General features: G+C 70.4%; 19 protein-coding genes. 11 read left to right on the top strand and 8 right to left on the bottom strand.

Going from position 1 to position 19,635, the window contains the following annotated elements:
- Positions 1 to 18: 18 nt before the first annotated feature.
- Positions 19 to 507, bottom strand: a complete 489-nt coding sequence (locus AW272_RS35490) for a GNAT family N-acetyltransferase (RefSeq protein WP_066374388.1) — start codon at positions 505 to 507, stop codon at positions 19 to 21.
- 44 nt (positions 508 to 551) lie between these two features.
- Here AW272_RS35490 and AW272_RS35485 point away from each other — a divergent pair, with 44 nt between their 5' ends.
- Genes AW272_RS35485 through AW272_RS35470 form a run of 4 tightly spaced genes read left to right on the top strand, consistent with a single transcriptional unit; the run spans position 552 to position 5,511 of the window.
- Positions 552 to 2,609, top strand: coding sequence for a RecQ family ATP-dependent DNA helicase (locus AW272_RS35485; RefSeq protein ID WP_066374609.1), 2,058 nt, complete (start codon positions 552 to 554; stop codon positions 2,607 to 2,609).
- A 13-nt stretch (positions 2,610 to 2,622) separates the two neighbouring features.
- Positions 2,623 to 3,804, top strand: coding sequence for an endo-1,4-beta-xylanase (locus AW272_RS35480; RefSeq protein WP_066374387.1), 1,182 nt, complete (start codon positions 2,623 to 2,625; stop codon positions 3,802 to 3,804).
- Between the two features lie 4 nt (positions 3,805 to 3,808).
- Entirely contained in the window at positions 3,809 to 4,876 is a 1,068-nt protein-coding gene (locus tag AW272_RS35475; protein ID WP_083959032.1) for a sensor histidine kinase, read from the top strand.
- Positions 4,873 to 5,511 (top strand): response regulator, encoded by a 639-nt coding sequence (locus AW272_RS35470; RefSeq protein WP_066374384.1) that lies wholly within the window; start codon positions 4,873 to 4,875, stop codon positions 5,509 to 5,511. Before AW272_RS35475 ends, AW272_RS35470 begins: the two co-directional genes overlap by 4 nt.
- On the opposite strand, the gene AW272_RS35465 is transcribed toward AW272_RS35470, so the two are convergent.
- Both AW272_RS35465 and AW272_RS35460 read right to left on the bottom strand, forming a co-directional pair.
- Positions 5,429 to 6,106 (bottom strand): DUF2306 domain-containing protein, encoded by a 678-nt coding sequence (locus AW272_RS35465; protein WP_066374382.1) that lies wholly within the window; start codon positions 6,104 to 6,106, stop codon positions 5,429 to 5,431. The genes AW272_RS35470 and AW272_RS35465 overlap by 83 nt on opposite strands.
- 94 nt (positions 6,107 to 6,200) lie before the next feature.
- Positions 6,201 to 7,094 (bottom strand): carbohydrate kinase family protein, encoded by an 894-nt coding sequence (locus AW272_RS35460; protein ID WP_066374381.1) that lies wholly within the window; start codon positions 7,092 to 7,094, stop codon positions 6,201 to 6,203.
- 148 nt (positions 7,095 to 7,242) lie between these two features.
- On the opposite strand from AW272_RS35460, the gene AW272_RS35455 reads away from it, so the two are divergent.
- The 5 genes from AW272_RS35455 to AW272_RS35435 all read left to right on the top strand — a co-directional run bounded on the left by AW272_RS35455 (position 7,243) and on the right by AW272_RS35435 (position 13,350).
- On the top strand, positions 7,243 to 9,816 hold the full coding sequence (locus AW272_RS35455) for a bifunctional acetate--CoA ligase family protein/GNAT family N-acetyltransferase (protein WP_066374380.1): 2,574 nt from the start codon (positions 7,243 to 7,245) through the stop codon (positions 9,814 to 9,816).
- Positions 9,817 to 9,873: 57 nt separating this feature from the next.
- Positions 9,874 to 10,455: a DUF5998 family protein gene (locus AW272_RS35450; RefSeq protein WP_066374379.1), complete on the top strand. Its 582-nt coding sequence runs from the start codon at positions 9,874 to 9,876 to the stop codon at positions 10,453 to 10,455.
- Entirely contained in the window at positions 10,455 to 11,540 is a 1,086-nt protein-coding gene (locus AW272_RS35445; protein ID WP_066374377.1) for an alkaline phosphatase family protein, read from the top strand. Before AW272_RS35450 ends, AW272_RS35445 begins: the two co-directional genes overlap by 1 nt.
- Positions 11,537 to 12,337: a sulfurtransferase gene (locus AW272_RS35440; RefSeq protein WP_066374375.1), complete on the top strand. Its 801-nt coding sequence runs from the start codon at positions 11,537 to 11,539 to the stop codon at positions 12,335 to 12,337. Before AW272_RS35445 ends, AW272_RS35440 begins: the two co-directional genes overlap by 4 nt.
- A gap of 68 nt (positions 12,338 to 12,405) precedes the next feature.
- Positions 12,406 to 13,350 (top strand): endonuclease/exonuclease/phosphatase family protein, encoded by a 945-nt coding sequence (locus AW272_RS35435; protein ID WP_066374373.1) that lies wholly within the window; start codon positions 12,406 to 12,408, stop codon positions 13,348 to 13,350.
- A gap of 8 nt (positions 13,351 to 13,358) precedes the next feature.
- On the opposite strand, the gene AW272_RS35430 is transcribed toward AW272_RS35435, so the two are convergent.
- Genes AW272_RS35430 through AW272_RS35420 form a run of 3 tightly spaced genes read right to left on the bottom strand, consistent with a single transcriptional unit; the run spans position 13,359 to position 16,519 of the window.
- Positions 13,359 to 15,524 (bottom strand): CHAT domain-containing protein, encoded by a 2,166-nt coding sequence (locus AW272_RS35430; RefSeq protein WP_066374371.1) that lies wholly within the window; start codon positions 15,522 to 15,524, stop codon positions 13,359 to 13,361.
- Positions 15,511 to 15,972 (bottom strand): hypothetical protein, encoded by a 462-nt coding sequence (locus AW272_RS35425; protein WP_245657890.1) that lies wholly within the window; start codon positions 15,970 to 15,972, stop codon positions 15,511 to 15,513. The genes AW272_RS35430 and AW272_RS35425 overlap by 14 nt, the downstream gene beginning before the upstream one ends.
- Positions 15,962 to 16,519, bottom strand: a complete 558-nt coding sequence (locus AW272_RS35420) for an RNA polymerase sigma factor (RefSeq protein WP_245657889.1) — start codon at positions 16,517 to 16,519, stop codon at positions 15,962 to 15,964. Before AW272_RS35420 ends, AW272_RS35425 begins: the two co-directional genes overlap by 11 nt.
- Positions 16,520 to 16,829: 310 nt before the next feature.
- Here AW272_RS35420 and AW272_RS35415 point away from each other — a divergent pair, with 310 nt between their 5' ends.
- Positions 16,830 to 17,327 (top strand): DUF3145 domain-containing protein, encoded by a 498-nt coding sequence (locus tag AW272_RS35415; RefSeq protein ID WP_066374370.1) that lies wholly within the window; start codon positions 16,830 to 16,832, stop codon positions 17,325 to 17,327.
- 97 nt (positions 17,328 to 17,424) lie between these two features.
- Here the strand turns inward: AW272_RS35415 and AW272_RS35410 are convergent, their stop codons facing one another.
- Complete coding sequence (locus AW272_RS35410) at positions 17,425 to 18,360, bottom strand: NADP-dependent oxidoreductase (protein ID WP_066374369.1); 936 nt, start codon at positions 18,358 to 18,360, stop codon at positions 17,425 to 17,427.
- A 114-nt stretch (positions 18,361 to 18,474) separates the two neighbouring features.
- On the opposite strand from AW272_RS35410, the gene AW272_RS35405 reads away from it, so the two are divergent.
- Entirely contained in the window at positions 18,475 to 18,957 is a 483-nt protein-coding gene (locus tag AW272_RS35405) for a MarR family winged helix-turn-helix transcriptional regulator (RefSeq protein WP_066374602.1), read from the top strand.
- An 82-nt stretch (positions 18,958 to 19,039) separates the two neighbouring features.
- Here the strand turns inward: AW272_RS35405 and AW272_RS35400 are convergent.
- On the bottom strand, positions 19,040 to 19,635 hold a 596-nt coding region (locus AW272_RS35400), incomplete at its 5' end, for an integrase core domain-containing protein (protein ID WP_157519088.1).

Genomic DNA, 19,635 nt, shown 5'->3' with positions numbered 1-19,635 from the left:
CGCACCGGCACCCGCGACTCAGACCTTCGAGACTTCCGTCTTGTACAGGCGGAATCCCCTGGCCTCGTAGTTCCCCCGGGCGATCGGAGAGTCGAGAGAACAGGTGTGCACCCACACCCGGGACGACGCCAGCTGCCAGGCCCTGGCGATCCCGAAGTGCAGGAGGTGACCGCCGATGCCCTTCCCGATCGCGAAGGGCAGCAGCCCGAAATAGGCGATCTCCACGTCAGAGCCCTGCTGCTCCAGGGCGATATAGCCCGCGGGGGTTCCGTGCAGGTAGGCCACCCAGGTCTCGACGCCGCCCGCCAGCCACCCGAGCCACTGCTCGTCGGTCCACTCACGCCGGTCGGTCCACTGCCAGTCCGACCCGACGGCCGAATAGAGGAATCGATGGAAATCGGCCGAAGGAATCTCCGCCTGGACGATCGCCACCTCCTCGCGAGGGGGCCGGGCGGGGCGCAGATCGGTGACAGAGGTCTGTTGCAGGTACCACGTGGTGACGTCCACACCCGGAGATTACTGGTACTAAGGACACCGTGAGCGAAGAGGAGATGCTGCGCGAGGAGGCGGAAGAACGCCTGAGGGCGCTCGCCGGCGACCATGCGACCCTGCGTGACGACCAGTGGACCGCCATCAAGTCCCTGGTCCTCGACCGTCGGCGCACGCTGGTGGTGCAGCGCACCGGCTGGGGCAAGTCGGCGGTCTACTTCATCGCCACCGCGCTGCTGCGCGAGCTCGGCGAGGGGCCGACGGTGATCATCTCGCCGTTGCTGGCGCTGATGCGCAACCAGATCGCCGCCGCCGAGCGGGCCGGGATCCACGCCGTCAGCGTGAACTCGGTCAACCCGGGCGACTGGGAGAAGATCTACGGCCAGGTCGCCGAGGGCACGGTCGACGTTCTGCTGGTCAGCCCGGAACGGCTGAACAACCCCGAGTTCCGCGACCAGGTGCTGCCCGAGCTGGCCGAGTCGGCCGGGCTCGTGGTGGTCGACGAGGCCCACTGCATCTCCGACTGGGGCCACGACTTCCGGCCCGACTACCGGCGGCTGCGCACCCTCCTCGAAGAGCTGCCGCCCGGCGTGCCGGTGCTGGCCACGACCGCGACCGCCAACGCGCGGGTGACGCGGGACGTCGCCGAGCAGCTCGGCGACGCGCTCGTCCTCCGGGGGCCGCTCGAACGCGACAGCCTGCGGCTCTCGGTGGTACAGCCCGGCGGGCCCGAGAAGCGGCTGGCGTGGCTGGCGACCGCGCTCAAGGAACTGCCGGGTTCGGGGATCATCTACACGCTGACCGTGGCCGCCGCGTCCGAGATCGCCGCCTACCTGCGCGACCAGGGGTTCCCGGTGGTGGCCTACTCGGGGCAGACCGAGACCTCCGAACGCCTCGCCGCCGAAGACGACCTGCTGGCCAACCGGGTCAAGGCGCTCGTCGCCACCTCGGCGCTCGGGATGGGCTTCGACAAGCCCGACCTGGGGTTCGTCGTGCACGTCGGGGCGCCGCCGTCGCCGGTCGCCTACTACCAGCAGGTCGGCCGCGCCGGGCGAGGCGTGGCGCGGGCCGAGGTCATCCTTCTTCCCGGCACCGAAGACCGCGACATCTGGGCCTACTTCGGTTCGCTGGCCTTCCCGCCGGAGAACCAGGTCCGGGCCGCCCTGACTGCGCTGCAGGACCAGATGCTCTCGACGGCCGCGCTCGAAAGCCGCGTCGACCTCAGCCGCAACAGGCTGGAGATGATGCTCAAGGTCCTCGACGTCGACGGCGCGGTCCGCCGGGTGAAGGGCGGCTGGGAGTCGACCGGCGAGGAATGGGCCTATGACGCCGACCGTTACAAGCGCGTCGCCGCCGAACGCACCGCCGAGCAGGAGGCCATGCTCGCCTACCTCACCACCACCGACTGCCGCGAGATGTTCCTGCGCCGCCACCTCGACGACGACACCGCCACCCCCTGTGGCCGTTGCGACAACTGCACAGACTCCCGGTGGGACGCGAGCGTCGCCGAGACCGCGGTGAAGAGCGCCCACGAACGCCTGATCAGGCCCGGCATCGACGTCGAACCCCGACGCCAGTGGCCGACCGGCCTCGACGAGCTCAAGGGCCGCATCAAGCCGGAACTCGCCGCAGGCACCGGCCGCGCGCTCGGACGCCTCACCGACATCGGGTGGGGAGCACGTCTCAGAGAGTTGTTCGCGGGGCCTGACCAAGTCGTACCGGACGATGTCTTCGCAGCCGTGGTCGAGGTGCTCAAGCACTGGGGCTGGGAGCAGCGGCCGGTCGCCGTCGTGAGCGTTCCCTCCGTAGGGAAACCCCAGCTCGTGCGCAGCCTCGCCGAGCGCCTCTCCCAGGTCGGCCGTCTCACCTACCTGGGCGAACTCGGCTACCGCAACGGCACTCCCGGCAGGCAGTTCAACAGCAACCAGCGGGTCCAGGCGATCAGGGCCACCCTGGCGATGCCGCGCGAACTCGGCGCCAAGATCGCCGAAGCCGGGGGTCCGGTGCTGCTCGTCGACGACCGCGCCGACACCGGCTGGACGCTCACGCTCGCCGCCGCACAAATTCGGCACGCGGGCGCACCACAAGTGCTCCCCCTGGTGTTGGCGACCGCTACGTAGGTATAGGGGAGGGGTGCTTCCCTCCCACCGCGTCGCGGACGCCCTCATCACCGTCACCGCCGACCGAGCACCGGTCGCCGGCCAGGACGTTCTCGTAAGGCAGACCGATCACGAGTTCCTCTTCGGCTGCACCGGATTCGAACGCGACATCCCGCTGGCCGACCAGTGGTTCGGGCTGTTCAACTTCGCCACGCTGCCCTTCTACTGGGGCCAGTTCGAGGGCGAACGCGACAACCCGCAGACCGAGAAGCTGACCGAGATGGCCCGGTTCTTCAAGGACCGGGGCTGCGTCGTCAAGGGTCACCCGCTGGCCTGGCACACCCTCGCCCCCGACTGGCTGCTCGACCTCAACAACGGCGAGATCGCCGCCGCGCAGGTGGAACGCATCACCCGCGAGGTCACCGGCTTCGCCGGGGTGATCGACATGTGGGACGTCATCAACGAGGTCGTCATCATGCCGATCTTCGACAAGTACGACAACGGCATCACCCACCTGTGCCGCGACATCGGCCGGATCCCCATGGTCCGGCTGGTCTTCGACGCGGCCCGGCGCGCCAACCCCCGCGCCACGCTGCTGCTGAACGACTTCGACATGTCGGCCGCCTACGAGTGCCTCATCGAGGGCGTGCTGGAGGCGGGCGTCCGCATCGACGCGCTCGGCCTGCAGAGCCACATGCACCAGGGCTACTGGGGTGAGGAGCGCACCCTTGAGGTCCTCGACCGCTTCTCCCGGTACGGCCTGCCGATCCATTTCACCGAGACGACCATCCTGTCCGGCCACCTGATGCCTCCGGAGATCGTCGACCTGAACGACTACCAGATCGACGACTGGCCCAGCACGCCGGAAGGGGAGGAGCGCCAGGCCGACGAGATCGTCCGGCACTACCGGACCCTGGTGGGCCATCCCGCCGTCCGGGGGATCACCTACTGGGGGATCCAGGACGGCGAGTGGCTGGGCGCGCCGGGCGGCTTCATCAGGGCCGACGGCAGTCTCAAGCCCTCCTATCACGCCCTGCGGAACCTGGTCAGGGACGAGTGGTGGCTGCCGGAGACGACGATGCGGACCGATGACGAGGGCCGGCTCTCGTTGAAGGGCTTCAAGGGGACGTACACGATCGAGGCGCTGGGCAGAGCGGGCACGGTGACGCTGGGAAACGGCAGTGCTTCTGGCGTCGAGTGCGAGCTCGTACCATGACGGCGTGTGGAACGAGCCCCGTCCCCCCGGCGCCCCTCGAAGGGTCTGGCGTGACTACGCGCTGATCGGCCTGCTGGTCCCGGTCGCGGTGCTCGAAGGGGTGCTGCGGCCGGAACTGCCCTGGTCGGCGGTGGCGCTGACGCTCGCGCTGGTGCCGACGCTGTGGTGGCGGCGGTCGCATCCCCTGCGGGTGGTCGTGATCGCCTTCGGCGCCACGCTCGTGGCGCGGTTCGTCATGGGCGGGGATCCCGACACCTACACCGCCGTGTTCATGCTGATCCTGCCCTACAGTCTGAGCCGGTGGGGGTCGGGGCGGGAGATCCTGGCGGGGGCGGCGGTCGTCCTGGGCAACGTCGCCCTCTCGATGACGGGGCTCACCGATCTCGTCGGGGCCTTCGCCGTGGTGTCGATGGCGCTGCTCGCCGGGATCGCGATCCGGTTCCGGGCCCGGTTCCAGCAGCGTGAACGCGACCAGGTGAAGCTGCTCGAACGCGAACGGCTGGCCCGCGACCTGCACGACACCGTCGCCCACCACGTGTCGGCGATGGCGATCCGCGCCCAGGCGGGCCTGGCCCGTGCGCCGAAGGATCCGGATGCGGCCGTGGAGGCCCTGAAGGTCATCGAGGCGGAGGCGTCCCGGGCGCTGGCCGAGATGCGGACCATGGTCCGGGTGCTGCGGCAGCCCGCCGAGCTCGATCCGGCTCGCGGTGTCGCCGACCTGGTGGAACTCCAGAAGGGCTCCGGGGTGCCGGTGGAGGTGGAGATCCACGGCGATGTCGGGGAAATCATGCCTTCGACCGGTGCCGCGATCTTCCGGCTGGCCCAGGAGTCGGTCACCAACGCCCGACGGCACGCCCGTCACGCCACCCGCATCCACGTCATGGTCACGGCCGAAGCCGCCGAGATCAGGCTGAGGGTGACCGACGACGGGGAGGCGACGGCGCCGGGCGCGACGGGTTATGGTCTGCTCGGCATGGCCGAACGGGCCACCCTTCTCGGCGGCACCTGCGAGGCGGGCCCCGCCCCAGGCCGTGGCTGGACCGTCACCGCCGTGCTCCCGAGGACCGCATGACCATTCGCGTGATCGTGGCCGACGATCAGGAGATCGTCCGCACCGGCCTGGTGATGATCCTGGAGGCCCAGGACGACATCGAGGTCGTGGGAGAGGCCGCCGACGGCCGCCGCGCGGTCGAACTGGCCCGCCGGCTGAAGCCCGACGTCTGCCTGCTCGACATCCGGATGCCCGGCATGAACGGCATCGAGGCGACCCGTGAGCTGTCCGGCGAGGTGGCCGTGGTCGTCATCACGACCTTCGATCTGGACGAATACGTCCACGCCGCCCTGAGAGCGGGAGCCCGTGGCTTCCTGCTGAAGGACGCCGGGTCGGCGCTGCTCTCTCAGGCCATCAGGGCCGCCGCCGAGGGCGACGCGTTGATCGCGCCCAGTGTGACCGCCCGGCTGCTGCACGCCTTCGCCGGCACCGCCGACCCGGTCGCGCCGATCGAGGCGCTGACCGACCGGGAGGAGCAGATCCTCGCCGCCGTCGCCCGGGGCCACACCAACAACGAGATCGCCGACGTGCTGCACATCTCGGTCAGCACGGTGAAGACCCACGTCGCCAGCCTCATGGCGAAACTCGGCGCCCGGAACCGGGTCGAGATAGCGATGTGGGCCTACGAGACGGGCCGGATGCGGCACGCCGGATAGCCCACTCGGCGACGGCGATGTTGATCGCCCACCCGGCGGCCATCGCGATCGTGCGCCCGGTCGCGTCGGGGACGGCGCCGGTGAACACGAAGGGCAGATGGGTGAAGACCTGGGTTCCGGCACCCATGGCCAGCGCGTAGGCGCGGATCATCCAGGCGCGGTGTGTGGTGAAGTCTCTGCGGCGGACCGCCAGGAACCCCAGCACGAGCGCCAGGGCCATCGCGCCACCGGTTGCCAGCCGCAACCCGACGATCGCGAACCCGCTGTCGATGTCGGGCACGTCGTACCAGAGCGTCATCCAGATCCCGCTGAGGGCCACCACGAGTCCGGCCGGCAGCAGCACCCGCCCCGCCCGCCGATGCCACGGCCGTGACCGCAGCGACGGGACGAACTGGAAAGCGCCCAGCAGGCTGTAGATCAGCGCGGCGAAGATGTGGGCGATCACCGGCGACGGCATGTCGAAGAACCGGACGTTCTCCGGCGTGACGGGCCCACCTGAGGAGAGGTCTTCGAGCCGGATGGCCCCGCCGAGTGCGGGAACCAGGCCGAGGAGGACGAGCCCGGTGGGGAGCGCCCATTGGCGCCTGACGGTCATGCCTCAGATCGTCGCGATCAAAGGCCTCTCGCCACATCCCGCCAACGGCTCCGGCCCCATCGTCCGATGGGCCGGCAACCGGGCGTACTTTCGGCTAGAGGCGGGGCCGGGCGCCCAGGTTGACCAGGCACTTGGCGGCCAGCGCGTTGCCGGCGGACAGGGCGTCGGCCGGCTGCTTGCCGTCGAGCCAGCTCGGCAGGAACCCGGCGGCGAACGCGTCACCCGCGCCGGTGCCGTCGACGACCCGCTCGACCTGCTCGGCCGGGACCTTGACGGCCTCGGACCGGTTGTTGCTGTACCAGAGCGCGCCGTCGGCATTGCACTTGATGACGACCTGTGGGAACCACGCGGTCAGCACCTTGGCGGCGGCCTCGGGGTCGTCGCGGCCGGTCAGGACCTTGGCCTGGTCGGCGTTGGCGAACAGCAGCTTGGCGCCGTGCGTCCACTCCAGGAAGGGTTCGGCGCCGGTGCGCTCGACCGGAGCCGAGGAGGCGCAGTCGACCGAGATCGACATGTTGGCGCGGCGGGCCAGATCGAGAGCGGCGAGCGCCGCGTCGCGAGAGCCCTCGCAGATCAGGGTGTAACCCGACATGTGCAGGTGGCTGCCCTGTGTGAACAGGTCACGGGGCAGATCTTCCGGCGACAGGGCCGCGTTGGCGCCCGGGTCGGAGAGCATCGTGCGCTCACCCTTGTGGGTCACCAGGACCACACACGTGCCCGTGGGGCGCTCGGGGTCCATGACGAGCCGGGCGTCGACGCCGTAGCCCATCAGTTCCATGTCGCGGTTTCGGCCGGTGATGTCGGCGCCGCGCCGCCCGATGAAGGCGACCTCGGAACCTTCCACAGCGAGCCAGGACGCGACGTTCGCCCCTGAACCACCACCATGCATGGTCACCACGGCCGGGGTGTCGCTAGCCCGGGCGAGTGGGAACCTGGCGCGGGCGACCGCGTCGGTCATGAGATCGCCCACCACGACGACCCGCGTCATGATGTCACCACCTTGCCCCTGCAAATCGACGCTGACCCCGCAAAACTTAACAGCTTCCGCAAGCTCCGTGGGGGGTGAGGCGGACACTCGTACACAGTCGATGCACATCCGTTGCCCAACCACCGCGATTGCGCACAGATACCCTCGAATGGTGGAAGCACCGTATCCCGCCCACTGGGAGGCCGACGTCGTCCTTTCCGACGGCGGCACCGCTCACCTGCGGCCTATTCACCCCGACGACGCCGAACAGTTGCGGTCCTTCTACTCCCGCCTCTCTGACCAGTCCATCTACTTTCGTTTCTTCGGTCCCCGACCCCGCTTGTCAGAACGGGAAGTGACACGCTTCACAACAGTCGACTACAACGACCGACTGGCGTTGATCGCCACCATCGGAACCGAAATGGTGGCGGTCGTTCGTTATGACAGAGTGAAGCCCGCCGACCACGCCGAGGTGGCCTTTCTCGTCGAGGACGCCCACCAGGGCCGGGGAATGGCGTCGGTGCTTCTCGAGCACCTGCGCGCCGCCGCCAGGGAGCGCGGGATCCGGACCTTCATCGCCGACGTGCTGCCCGCCAACCACCGGATGACCCAGATGTTCCGGCAGGCCGGTTACACGGCGCAGAGCACCTTCGAGGACGGCGTCGTCCGGATGACGCTCGACCTGGCGAGCACCCCCGATTCGGTGGACGCGATGACCGGCCGGGAGCACCGGGCCGAGGCACGGTCGATCGAGCGGCTGCTCAAGCCCGAGTCGGTCGTGGTCATCGGGGCCAGCAGGGAGCCGGGCGGCATCGGGCAGACGGTGCTGCGCAACCTGCTGCGGGCCGAGTTCACCGGGCCGGTCTACCCGGTGCACCGGGAGGTGCGGGCGGTCGCGGGGGTGCGGGCGTACAAGAACGTGAGCGCGATCGACGGCGAGGTGGACCTGGCGGTCGTGGCCGTCCCGGCCGAGAGCGTGCTGGACGTCGTCGAGGAGTGCGCGCAGAAGGGTGTCAAGGGCCTGGTCGTGGTCTCCAGCGGCTTCGCCGAGACCGGCGAGGAAGGGCTCCGGCGCGAGCAGGAACTGGTGCGGATCTCCCGCGCCTACGGCATGCGGGTCGTCGGGCCCAACTGCCTCGGCATCGCCAACACCGACCGGTCGATCAAGCTCAACGCGACCCTGGCGCAGCGGCTGCCCGCGCGCGGGCGCATCGGCTTCTTCAGCCAGTCGGGCGCGCTGGGGACCGCCCTGCTGCACCGCGTCGATCAGCGGGGGCTCGGCATCTCGACCTTCGTCTCCGCCGGGAACCGGGCCGACGTGTCCGGGAACGACCTGCTCCAGTACTGGGAGGAGGACCCCGCGACCGAGGTCGTCCTCCTTTATCTGGAGCCGATGGGCAACCCGCGCAAGTTCACCCGCCTGGCCCGCCGGATCTCCCGCACCAAGCCCATCGTGGCGGTCAAGTCGCAGGCCGCCGAGCTCGGACTGCCCGACAGCGCGGTCTCGTCGCTGTTCGAGCAGGCCGGCGTGATCCGCGTCGACGACCTCACCCAGCTCTTCGACGTCGCCCAGCTCCTCGCCTGCCAGCCCCTCCCCGAGGGGCCCCGGGTCGGGATCGTCAGCAACTCCGACGCGCTGGCCCGGCTGGCCGCGCACGCGTGCGTCAACGCGGGCCTCACGCCGACCACCGTCGACCTCGGCGCCCGCGCCGACGCCAACGCCTTCGCCGACGGGCTCTCCGGGCTGATCCCCGAGGTCGACGCCGCGGTGGTGGTCTACATGCCGCCCGTGCCCGGCCCCGACGCCGAGGTCGCGGCCGAGTTGCTGCGGGTCGCGGGGGAGAGCGGCAAGCCGGTGCTGGCCACCTTCAGGGGAGAGGCGGGCGTCCCGGCCGCGCTGCGCGCGCCGGGAGAAGGTCCCGCACGGGGTTCGATCCCGTCGTATCCGGCGCCGGAGGAGGCGGTCCGGGCCCTCGCTCTGGCTGTACGTCATGCGCAGTGGCGACGCCGCGACGAGGGCACGATCCCCGTGCTTGACAGGATCGACGTGGTCGGCGCCAGGGAGATCGCCTGCGGGGCCACCGAGGAGCCCGTCGAGATCGACGCCACCGATCTGCTCGCCTCCTATGGCGTCGAGGTCTGGCCGTGTGAGGTCGTGGAGTCGCCCGAGGAGGCGGTCGCGGCGGCCGAACGGCTGGGTTATCCCGTCGTGGTCAAGTGGAACGGCATCGGTCGCGCCGGGACGGTCCGCCTCGCTCTGTCGGACGGGGGCGCGGTGGCGAAGGCGTACACAGACCTCAGAGAAGTTCTCGGCCCCCGGCTGGCGGTCCAGCGGATGGCGCCCCAGCCCGCGGTGCCGACCGTGATCACCTCGGTTCAGGACCGCGATTTCGGGGGCGTGGTGTCCTTCGGGCTGGGCGAGATCGCCGCCCGGCTGCTCGCCGACGACGCCTATCGGCTCGCTCCGCTGACAGCGGAAGACGCCGCCGGGCTGGTCCGCACCCCCAAAGCGGCGCCGCTGCTGTTCGGCGAGCACGGATATCCGCCCGTCGCGGTGGACGCCCTGGAGGATCTGCTGTGCCGGATCGGACGGCTGGCCGACGCGCATCCGCAGGTCACGACGCTGCGGCTCGATCCCGTGCTGGTGGCTGAGAGCGGGGTGCACGTGCTGGGGGCGCGGATGGTGCTGGAGGCCGTCACCGGGCCGCGGCCCGACGTGGGTCCCCGGCGGCTTCCCTCCTGACAGACCAGTGAAATCACCCCGGTGAAATCAGGGTGCTTGACAGGGCAGGATGGTCCCATGAGGGATACTCGAGTCTCGGCTGCAGGTCTGCGCGAGGCCATCGACCGAAGTGGCTACTACCCCGACCTGGTCGCCGACGCCGTCGATTCCGCCCTGGGCAAAGAGAGCGTCAGCGCCTACGTCGTCCATCATGAGGCCACGTTCGACCCGGCGATGGAGGTCCGTCGCCATGTCACGGTCCTGGTGCTGTCGCCCACCCGGTTGCTCGTCTGCCACACCGACGAGCATCCGCCCGCTGAGGGGAATCCTGCCTCCCACGCCTCCACGACCACCGAGGCGGTCCGGCTGAGCCGGGTCCAGTCGGTCGCGCTCACCCGCCTCGTTCCCGACCCGGCCAAATACTCGCCCGGCGTCGCCCCCAGCGAGGTCACGCTCACGATCGGCTGGGGCGCCATCTCTCACGTGGACCTCGAACCCGCCACCTGCGGCGACGAGAACTGCGAGGCCGACCACGGCTACACCGGCTCGATCACCGCCGACGACCTCCAGCTGCGGGTCAGCGAGGCCGCCGACGGCCCCGAGGCCGTGCGCCACGTGCTGGCCTTCGCGGGCGCCCTCTCGGAGGCGACGGCCCTCTGATGGCCACCCTCGCCGACATAGCCGGTTCCGTCTACGCCACCTTCGACGGAACCGGCGGCGGCGCTCTCGGGCTCGACCCGGCCGACAAGGTGTGCCTGTTCATCGTCGACGGGTTAGGGGCCGACCTGCTGGCCGCACACCCCTCCCGGGCGCCGTTCCTGTCTTCCGCGCTCGCCCGGGTGCTGACGGCCGGCTTCCCCTCGTCGACTCCCGTCAGCCTGGCGACCATCGGCACCGGCGTCCTGTCCGGCCACCACGGGATGCTCGGCATCCAGGTGGCCGTGCCCGGCGAGGGACGACTCCTCAACTGCCTGCGCTGGACGACCGACGGCCCGCCGATCGCCCCTGACACCTGGCAGCCCCTCGACACCGTGTTCCAGCGGCTGGCCCACCTCGACGTGGCGTCCTCCTATGTGGCGCCCGCCGTCTTCGACGGCACCGGGCTCACGCAGGCGGTCTACCGGGGTGTCCGTTACGTCCCGGCCGACACCCTCGACGAACGCGTCGAGGGCGTGCACGCCGCGCTGCGCGCGACCCCGAAGGCCTATGTGACCTGCTATTACGGTCATCTCGACTCGATGGGCCACATGATGGGGTGGGGGTCGCCCGAGTGGCTCGACCAGCTCGCCATCGTCGACGGCCTGGCCGAACGGCTCGCCGGTGCGCTGCCTCCCGGTGGCGTGCTCTACGTGACCGCCGACCACGGCATGATCAACGCGACCGACAAGATCGACCTCGACCTGCATCCCGAACTGACCGAGGGAATCGCGCTGTTCGGGGGCGACCCCCGGGGGCGGCACCTCTACACCCTTCCCGGCTCCACCGACTCCGTCCTTCAGGCGTGGCGTGCGGTGCTCGGTGAGCGGGCCCAGGTCGCCTCCCGGGAGGAGGCGATCGACTCCGGCTGGTTCGGGCCGGTCAACCCCGAGCTGCTCGGCCGCATCGGCGACGTGGTCGTCGTGACCGGGGGCGGGTGTGTGATCGCCTCCGCCGGGGCAGAGCCGCTGGAGTGGTCGATGATCGGCCACCACGGGTCACTCACGCCCGCAGAGCAGAACGTGCCCTTCTTGGAGATCCGCCGATGAGCCCTCTGATCAGTGCTGACGACCTGGCCTCGACGCTGGGCGAGGTGACTCTCCTCGACGTGCGCTGGCGTCTGGGCGGGCCGCCCGGACCGTCCGAGTTCGCTCTCGGGCACCTTCCCGGGGCCGTCTACTGCGACCTCGACACCGTGCTCGCGGCTCCCGCCGGGAGCGGTGGCCGTCATCCGCTGCCGGCTGCCGCCGACTTCGAGGCCGCCATGCGGGGGCTCGGCGTTTCCGACGGACGCCCGGTTGTCGTCTACGACGACTGGAACGCGCTGGCCGCGGCTCGGGCGTGGTGGTGTCTGCGCTACTTCGGGCACCGTGATGTCCGGGTGCTCGACGGTGGCCTGGGTGCTTGGGCGGGGGAACTGTCCAAGGACGCTCCTGTCGTGGCGCCCGGCGACTTCACCGCCCGGCCGGGTGGGATGGCCCTGATCAACGCCGACCAGGCGGCGATCCTGGCCGACGACGGGCTCCTGCTCGACGCTCGCGCTCCTGAGCGTTACCGGGGTGAGGTCGAGCCGGTCGACCCGGTGGCCGGGCATATTCCGGGCGCGGTGAACGCGCCGACGACCGAGAACCTGGAGCCCGGCGGGCGGTTCCACCGGCCGGAGTTCCTCCGGGAGCGGTTCAACACGCTGGGGGCCGTGGAGGGCGTGCCGGTGGGGGCCTACTGCGGCAGCGGCGTGACGGCGGCGCATGAGGTGCTGGCGCTGGAGTCGGCAGGCATCAAAGCGTCTCTGTACGCCGGTTCATGGTCCGAATGGATCACGAATCCCAACCGCCCGGTGGCTTGAGAACGCTTTCGGCCATAGTGATCGATACGGCGGCGACGGCGCCCTCAAGACCCAAGCGGCGTGGGTGGGTGACCGCGGCGGTCTGGCTGATCGTCGCGGGGTTCGCGGTCTGGGTGGGGCTCCGTCTCGTCCCCGGTGATGTGGCGTTCTTCTGGGTGCAACTGGTGGCGTTCACGCCGTATGTGGCTTTGTCGTCGCCGCTCGCTCTCGGAGTGGCCCTGGTGTTTCGCCGGTGGGCGGCCGCCGCGGCTGCCCTCGTGGTGTGTGTGATCTTGGCGGTGCTGGTGCTGCCCCGGGCGCTGGGGGAGGACCCGCCCGGAGGCGGTGGGCCGCACGTCCGGGTTCTGTCGATGAACGTGCTGGTCGGCGGGGTGCCCGCTGATCGGATCGTCGGGCTCATTCGTGAGACACGGGCCGACGTGGTGGCCTTTCAGGAGCTCACCCCGGCGGCTGTGGCGAGGATGGAGCAGGCGGGTATCGACGCGCTGCTGCCGCACAAGGTGCTGGAGGCTCGCCCGGGAACGGGCGGATCCGGAATCTACTCGCGGTTCCCGGCGACTCGCGTCGGTCTGCTCGACTTCGGCGGCTTCGGCCAGGTCATCGGCCGGTTGGACGTCGAAGGCGCGCCTGTGGAAGTGGTCTCCGTGCACCCGTGCGCGCCTTACCGGGCGGCCTCTCACTCGTGCTGGGCCGAGGGGCTCACCGCCCTGTCCAGGACCGGCGGTCCGGCCAGGATCCTGGCCGGTGACTTCAACGCCACTCTCGACCACGCCAGGATGCGTGACCTCCTGGACTCCGGCTATCGCGATGCGGCCGACGTGACCGGAGACGGGCTGGAGACGACCTGGCCGGTCATCCCGCGCAGATTCCACGGGCTGCTCCCCATCCCGCCCGTGACCCTCGACCATGTCATGGTCGACGAGCGCACTGCGGTCCACGCCTTCGCCGTCCACGTCCTCCCGGACACCGACCACAAGGCCGTGTTCGCCGCTCTGGAACTTCCGCCAGGCTGACCGGGGTGCTATCCCGTGCCGAAACAGGCGAATCCCGGTACGTCGGTCGCGACCGCCGCTCGGGCGAGCGCCTGAGCCGGGGACTGTCCCCGGGCCAGCAACCGATGGAACTCCACCATCAGCCGAGCCGCCTCGTCGTCTCTGACCGGGACGATGCCCGCGACCACGGTTCGCGCGCCTCGATCGAGGAAGGCCCCCGCCAGACCGAACGCCGCCCCGTCGGCGGGCGCCGAGGCCATCCCCGCGTCACAGGCGGACAGGACCACGAGCGGCGGCACTCTGGCGAGGCGGAAGAACTCGTGCACCAGCAGCGGGCCGTCGTCCAGGAGGATGCTCGACATCATCGGCCGCCGTCCGGAGAAGATGCCGTGCGCGGCGATGTGCACGATCCCGGCCCGTCCGAGAGCCTCCAGGAGAGCGTCTCGCGTGGCGGGGACCTGTTCCCCCTTCTCGTGTACGCCCACAACCGCCGCCACCTCGTCGTCCGCATGAGCCAGATCGGGCCCGGCCAGCGCCACCACGGGGCCGTCGACCTCCCGGCCCGCGACGGCCATCGCGGCCGAAGGCGCGACCGACACCGGTTGGCCGCGTAGCGACGGGAGCAGTGACCAGGGCAACGAGTGCAGCGCCGCCGTGGGGACCACGCTGACGGCGCCCGTGGGCAGTTCGAGTGGGCGGATCAGCACGTCGTCGAGTGCGGCCAGTTCTCTGAGGAGGCCTGGTGAGAGCCCTTCCTCACCTTCCGGGCGGGTGTCGCGGAGGTTCCGCCGGCGCAGGTTGTAGCGGATCCGGACCATGGCCTCGGTGATCGACGACAGCGACCCCAGGCCGTGCAGGGAGACCCGGTCGTGGTGGGCGACCACGGCGTGGAGGGCGTCTTGGTCGTGTACAAGCTGCACCAGCACTTCCGGCCGCTCGGCCACCGGCTCCGTACCACTGACGAGCGCCCGCCACCGCTCCGACCACAGCAGCACCTTCTCGGCCCGCCCCATCCCGATCGCCAGCTCCAACCCCAGCACCGCGATCTCTTCAGCGACCCGCGAAACCCGCCACCGCTCATCAGAGAGCGGCTTCGCCGTGGACGCGTCCCTCACGTCGCCACCCGACGCCGAAGTCGGGAACGGGCGACCTGTAAATCCTTCCCAGCCGGGAACCGTGTCTGTGGCAACGCTGGAGCCTGTCATTCCAAGAGGTCGCGGGAGACGCTGACCTTCGCAGAGGGGAATCGTGGGGGGATGCTCCGCGTCTGGGACGGTGTCCGCCACGAGATGCCCAGCCGATGCCTCGGCCTGTTGCCGGACTTCAGGCTCAGACTCCGCCGAGGCAAGTCGCGACATGTCCTGAAGTGACTCGGAGAATCCCTGCTGGGCTACCTCGAGCGCTTCCGTGAGATCGCCACTGGCCCACCTCCGTAACGCCTCCGCATGCAGCCGCGAACTTGCGCACCCGGACCCACCCTGAACCTGGTCCAGGATCCGATGGACCTTCGACAGGTCCAGCGGGGTCGATGAGGTGGTGTTGGCCACCACCGACTTCAGAATCGCGTTCGCCATGTGACCTTGAATTGTGTGCGTCCCGCGGTCCGGAATCGGGTTCGTCATGGGCCCCGGGACTCCGGACGAATCGGTCGTCCCGCGACCGTTTTGGCGCACGACTGTAGAGACCACGAAGAGTCGTAGCTCGTCTGCCTCCGAGTGTCGGCCCGCCGCCTCCAGCCCATCCGCCCCGGCCGTGCATTCGGCGAGGAGGCCCTCGTCGAGGCCGGTCTCGACCGCTTGGGTCAGCCGGGCGCGCAGCTTCACGTCGAGGGCCCTCTGCTCCCAGGCCACCTGTCCGAGCAGCCGGAACTCTCCCAGAGCCGTCGACGCCGTGTCCTCGGCCCGACGGACGTCGCCGGTCAGCAGTTCGACGGTCGCCAGGAGGAGGCGGGCCGCTGCCGTGGGGGTGCCCGGTCTGGCCCAGGTCAGGTCGGGGAGGGCGAGTTCCAGGAGCATGCGGGCCTCGCCCGGCAGGCGGGCTCCGACGAGTGCTGAGGCGAAGGCGGCGCGGGTGACGGCCAGGCGGTCGGGGGACTCGTACAGCGAATCCTCGGCGGCCAGATGGACGTCGAACGCCGCCAGGATGTCGGCGCGCCGAGCCGCTGCGAACGGGCCGTAGGGCTCAGGCGCGGACACGCAGCCAGCGGGTGACCACCGGGGGGCCGCTCGGCCGGTGGTAGGCCACGCTCACCCAGCCGGGCGGCAGGCCGGTCACCGCGAACTGGCCGTCGGAGGACGGTACCCGGACCTTCGTCAGGTGCGGGGTGCGGACCTCGACATACGCGTCGGGGGTTGGCGGGGGGCTCACCTGTCCGGCGATCTCCAGGCGGCCTTCGGTGATGGTCGTCTCCACGTCGAGGGTCGTCTCGCCGGCCGCGAAGCGGTGCATCTGGGGCTTTCCATCAGATCGGGCGCCGGAGGCCGCGGTCAGGTCGGCCGGGGTTGCCACCACGCTGCCGGGCAGGCGCATGGACAGGGCGGCCATCGCGTCGGCGGACAGCCGCGCGGGGGGCGGGTCGGCGTGGGCGGCCAGGCGCATCGCCGCGAGGAGGTAGGTCTCCAGTGCGGTGTCGTCAGCACTCAAGGGGGTCCTCCGCGAGCAGGGTCCGGAGCTTGGCCGAACATCTGATCTTGGTCGGTCCGACGCTGCCGACGGGGATCTGCATGCGGGACGCGACCTGCGCGTACCGCGCGTCTGGATTGAGGGCGAAGAGCCGGAGCATGGTCCGGCAGGGCTCGTCGAGCCGGGACACGCGCGACCACAGGGTGCGCCCGTAGTCGGCGTCGACGATCTCCGTCGTCGGGTCGGGCGTCAGGAGCGTGGGATGTTCGTACAGGTCAGGCGGGTCGGTCGGGAACTCCTGGCCGGCCTTGCGGCCGAGGCGGAGCGCCTCGCGCCGGGTCGTGGTCATCAGCCACGCCCCGATCGCCTGCGGGTCGCGGATGCGGTCGACGCTCTCGACCAGCCGGAGCCACGCCCCCTGTACGGCGTCCGCCGCGTCGGCCGCCCCCAGACCCGCCGCCCGCGCCACGGCCCACATTCGGCTGTCGAAGCAGGCGACCAACTCGGACCACGCGTGGTCGTCGAGCAGATCGAGGGGGATCGATTCATCGTGAACCTCGAAAAGCACGCGTCACTGACCCTTTCCGCACCAGACTTACTCACTGTGCTGACAGAGGAGCGTTGCGTGAGCAACTCTAGCCATGGTGTCCGGCGGAGCCCGGTGAGATCAGGGAAATCCGGAAGGGTCGCCAACTTCCGTGATCGCGGCGATTTACGCCCGGGGGTGAGCCCGATTCGCTCGGTGGCTCAGCGGGAATCGGTATGACCCTCCTCTGGCGGCCCGCCGCGACGGACGGTAGTCTCTCCTAGAGTCACTAGTGATCATCCCAGTATGAGGCCGTTGGGGAAGGCGTACCTCGTACGAATCGGGAGGTCCGGTGGCTGCTGCACGTGGCGTCCTGTACGTCCACTCGGCTCAGCCTGCGCTGTGCCCACACATCGAGTGGGCCGTCGCAGGCATTCTTGGCGTTCCCGTCGACCTGACGTGGACGCCCCAGCCCGCTGCGCCTGGCGCCCTGCGCGCCCAGGCCGAATGGGAGGGGCCCGCTGGCGTCGCCGCCAAGATCACCTCATCGCTGATGGGGTGGCAGCGCATCCGCTTCGAGATCACCGAAGATCCATCCCAGGGCAGCGACGGGGCGCGCCATGCGTACACCCCTGCCCTGGGTGCCTTCACCGCGACCATCGGCGCCAACGGCGACATCATGATCCCGGAGGACCGCCTCCGGAACGTCATGCTCATGGCCGCCCAGGGCCGGGCGGTGCTCGAGGACGAGCTCGACAAGCTCCTCGGCAAGCAGTGGGACGAGGAACTGGAGTCCTTCCGCTACGCCGGCGAGGGCGCCCCGGTCCGCTGGCTCCACGCCGCCGTCTGACCGACCCACGCGATCGGCCGGGCCCGCCTTACCCGGCCTCCACCTCCTGCACCTGACAGCGCCCGGCTATGAGCCGGGCGCTTTCACGGCGTCCGGCTCAGGCGGGGAACAGGATGGTCTTGCCGGGCAGGCGGCCGGTGACCGCCTCGTCGTGGACGGCGGGCAGGTCGGTCAGGGGGCGGCGGGCGGCGACGTGGATCGCCAGGGTGCCCGCGTCGACCCGGGTCGCGAGGGCGGCGAGCTGGGTGGCGTCGGCTCGGAGGAACATGCGCATCGCGCGGACGCCGCGTCCGGGGCTTTCCGGGACGGGGCCGGTGGTGCTGACGAGTGCGCCTTCGTCGGCCACCAGGTCCGTCAGGGCGGCGGTCTCGTCGGGGGTGGTGGGGACCAGGTTGAGCACCACGTCGAAGCGGCGGCCCGCCGCCGCTTCGGGGAGCGGGGTGCGGGTGTAGTCGATCACGTCGGTGGCGCCGTAGCCGCGGATGCGGGTGGCGGAGCGCGGGGCGGCCGTGGCGGTCACGGTGGCGCCGTGAGCGGTGGCGAGTTGCACGGCGTACCCGCCGACGGCGCCGCCCGCGCCGTTGACGAGGACGGTGTGACCGGCCGTGAGGGCCGCGTGGTCGAACAGGGCCTGGTACGCGGTCAGGCCCACGGCCGGGAGCGCCGCCGCGTCGGCCAGGTCGACCGAGCGGGGCGCGGGGACCAGGAGATCGGCCTGGACGGCCACGTACTCGGCTGTCGCACCTGCGGTCGTCATGGGCAGGACCGCCACGACCGGGTCGCCCTCGGCCCAGCCGGTGACGTCGGCGCCGATCTCCGCGACGGTCCCGGACACGTCGATGCCCGGGATGCCCGGGAAGGTGACGGGGAACACCTCGCGCAGGTATCCGGCGCGGATGGCGGCGTCCACCGGGTTGAACGAGGTGCCGGCGACCTTGACCACGACCTGGCCGGGCCCGGCCGCCGGGCGGTCGGCCTCCTCGTGGGTGAGGACGTCGCTGTCGCCGTACCGGTGGAAGCGGATTGCCTTCATGGTTTCTCCTCGGATAGTTGCTTCGAATTTGAATAACTTGCTTCGAGTTCAAAGCAATCCCGGAGAGCGATGTGACCTCCGTCACATCGCGTGGAGGCCGGTACCGTGGGGCGGGTGACGCTCGACGCCCGGCAGCTCAACACGTACTTCGTCCTCACGGAGGCCGTGAGCCTTCTTCAGCACCACGTCGAGCAGCAGCTCCGCGACGAGGGCGGCCTCAGCGCCGTGCAGTTCCAGCTGCTGGCCCGGCTCGCCCACGCCCCCGGCGCGCTGACCATGACAGAGCTGGCCGATGGCGTCGTCTACAGCCGCAGCGGACTGACCTACCAGGCGGGCCTCCTGGAGAAGGCGGGCCTCATCGAGCGCGGCCCCAGCCCGGGTGACGAGCGGGCGGTTCAGGTCGCGATCACCGACAAGGGACGTGACCTGGTGGCACGCGTCCTTCCCGGCCACGCGGAGGGCGTCCGGGACATGCTGTTCGCATCGCTCGCCGACGCCGACGTGGAGACCCTGGGCACGATCATGACCCGGGTACGCGACCACATGCGCGCCCTGCCACCCCGATCGGCCGCGCCCCGCAAGAAGCGCTCAGAGTAGGACTTGCTCGGCCGGAACGGCGAAGCGCCGCCCCCATCGAGGGAGCGGCGCTTCGGACGTACTGAGAACTAGATGTACTTGGTCATGGACTTGGTGACAGTCGGCTGATGGGCGGTCGGCCGCCGAGGGCTGAGTGCGGGCGTGTGGTGTTGTAGTGCTCCAGCCAGGGGCTGAGGGCTTGGGTGCGGTGCTGGTTGCTGACGTAAGCCTGCCGGTAGGCCCATTCGGTGGCCATGGTGCGGTTGAGACGCTCGGCTTTGCCGTTGGTCCAGGGGCAGTGCGGGCGGGTGAACTTCTGGCGGGCGCCCAAGGCTGCGCAGGCCTGCTGGAAGGCGTGGCTGACACGGTAGTTCTTGGCGTTGTCGGTCATCACCCGGTGGATGCGGGTGATCCCGCGGGCGGCGAAGTAGGCCGCGGCCCTGGTGAGGAAGGCGGCGCAGGTGACGCCTTTCTCGTCGGTCAGGGCTTCGATGTAGGCCAGGCGGGTGTGGTCGTCGATGGCGGTGTGCAGGTAGTCGTAGCCGATGCCCCGGCCGCGTGCGGAGTCGGCGCGGCCGTGGACGCGGTGGCCGCCGCCGTCGGGGATGCGGCCGAGCTTCTTGACGTCCAGGTGGATCATGTCGCCAGGTGCGGGATGCTCGTAACGGCGGGCGCTTTTGCGGCAGGCGCGGATCGGGG

It is taken from the genome of Herbidospora mongoliensis, from assembly GCF_001570545.1.
In the GTDB taxonomy this organism is placed as follows: domain Bacteria; phylum Actinomycetota; class Actinomycetes; order Streptosporangiales; family Streptosporangiaceae; genus Herbidospora; species Herbidospora mongoliensis.
Note: the sequence above shows the minus strand (reverse complement) of the source record. Positions and strands in the feature narration are given on the sequence as shown.

Bases quoted from the DNA above. Each gene is read 5' to 3' on its own strand.
- AW272_RS35460 (WP_066374381.1), bottom strand. From the start codon at position 7,094: ATGACGCGGGTCGTCGTGGTGGGCGATCTCATGACCGACGCGGTCGCC.
- AW272_RS35455 (WP_066374380.1), top strand. From the start codon at position 7,243: ATGGTGGAAGCACCGTATCCCGCCCACTGGGAGGCCGACGTCGTCCTT.
- AW272_RS35485 (WP_066374609.1), top strand. From the start codon at position 552: ATGCTGCGCGAGGAGGCGGAAGAACGCCTGAGGGCGCTCGCCGGCGAC.
- AW272_RS35410 (WP_066374369.1), bottom strand. From the start codon at position 18,360: ATGAAGGCAATCCGCTTCCACCGGTACGGCGACAGCGACGTCCTCACC.
- AW272_RS35470 (WP_066374384.1), top strand. From the start codon at position 4,873: ATGACCATTCGCGTGATCGTGGCCGACGATCAGGAGATCGTCCGCACC.
- AW272_RS35450 (WP_066374379.1), top strand. From the start codon at position 9,874: ATGAGGGATACTCGAGTCTCGGCTGCAGGTCTGCGCGAGGCCATCGAC.
- AW272_RS35465 (WP_066374382.1), bottom strand. From the start codon at position 6,106: ATGACCGTCAGGCGCCAATGGGCGCTCCCCACCGGGCTCGTCCTCCTC.
- AW272_RS35440 (WP_066374375.1), top strand. From the start codon at position 11,537: ATGAGCCCTCTGATCAGTGCTGACGACCTGGCCTCGACGCTGGGCGAG.
- AW272_RS35445 (WP_066374377.1), top strand. From the start codon at position 10,455: ATGGCCACCCTCGCCGACATAGCCGGTTCCGTCTACGCCACCTTCGAC.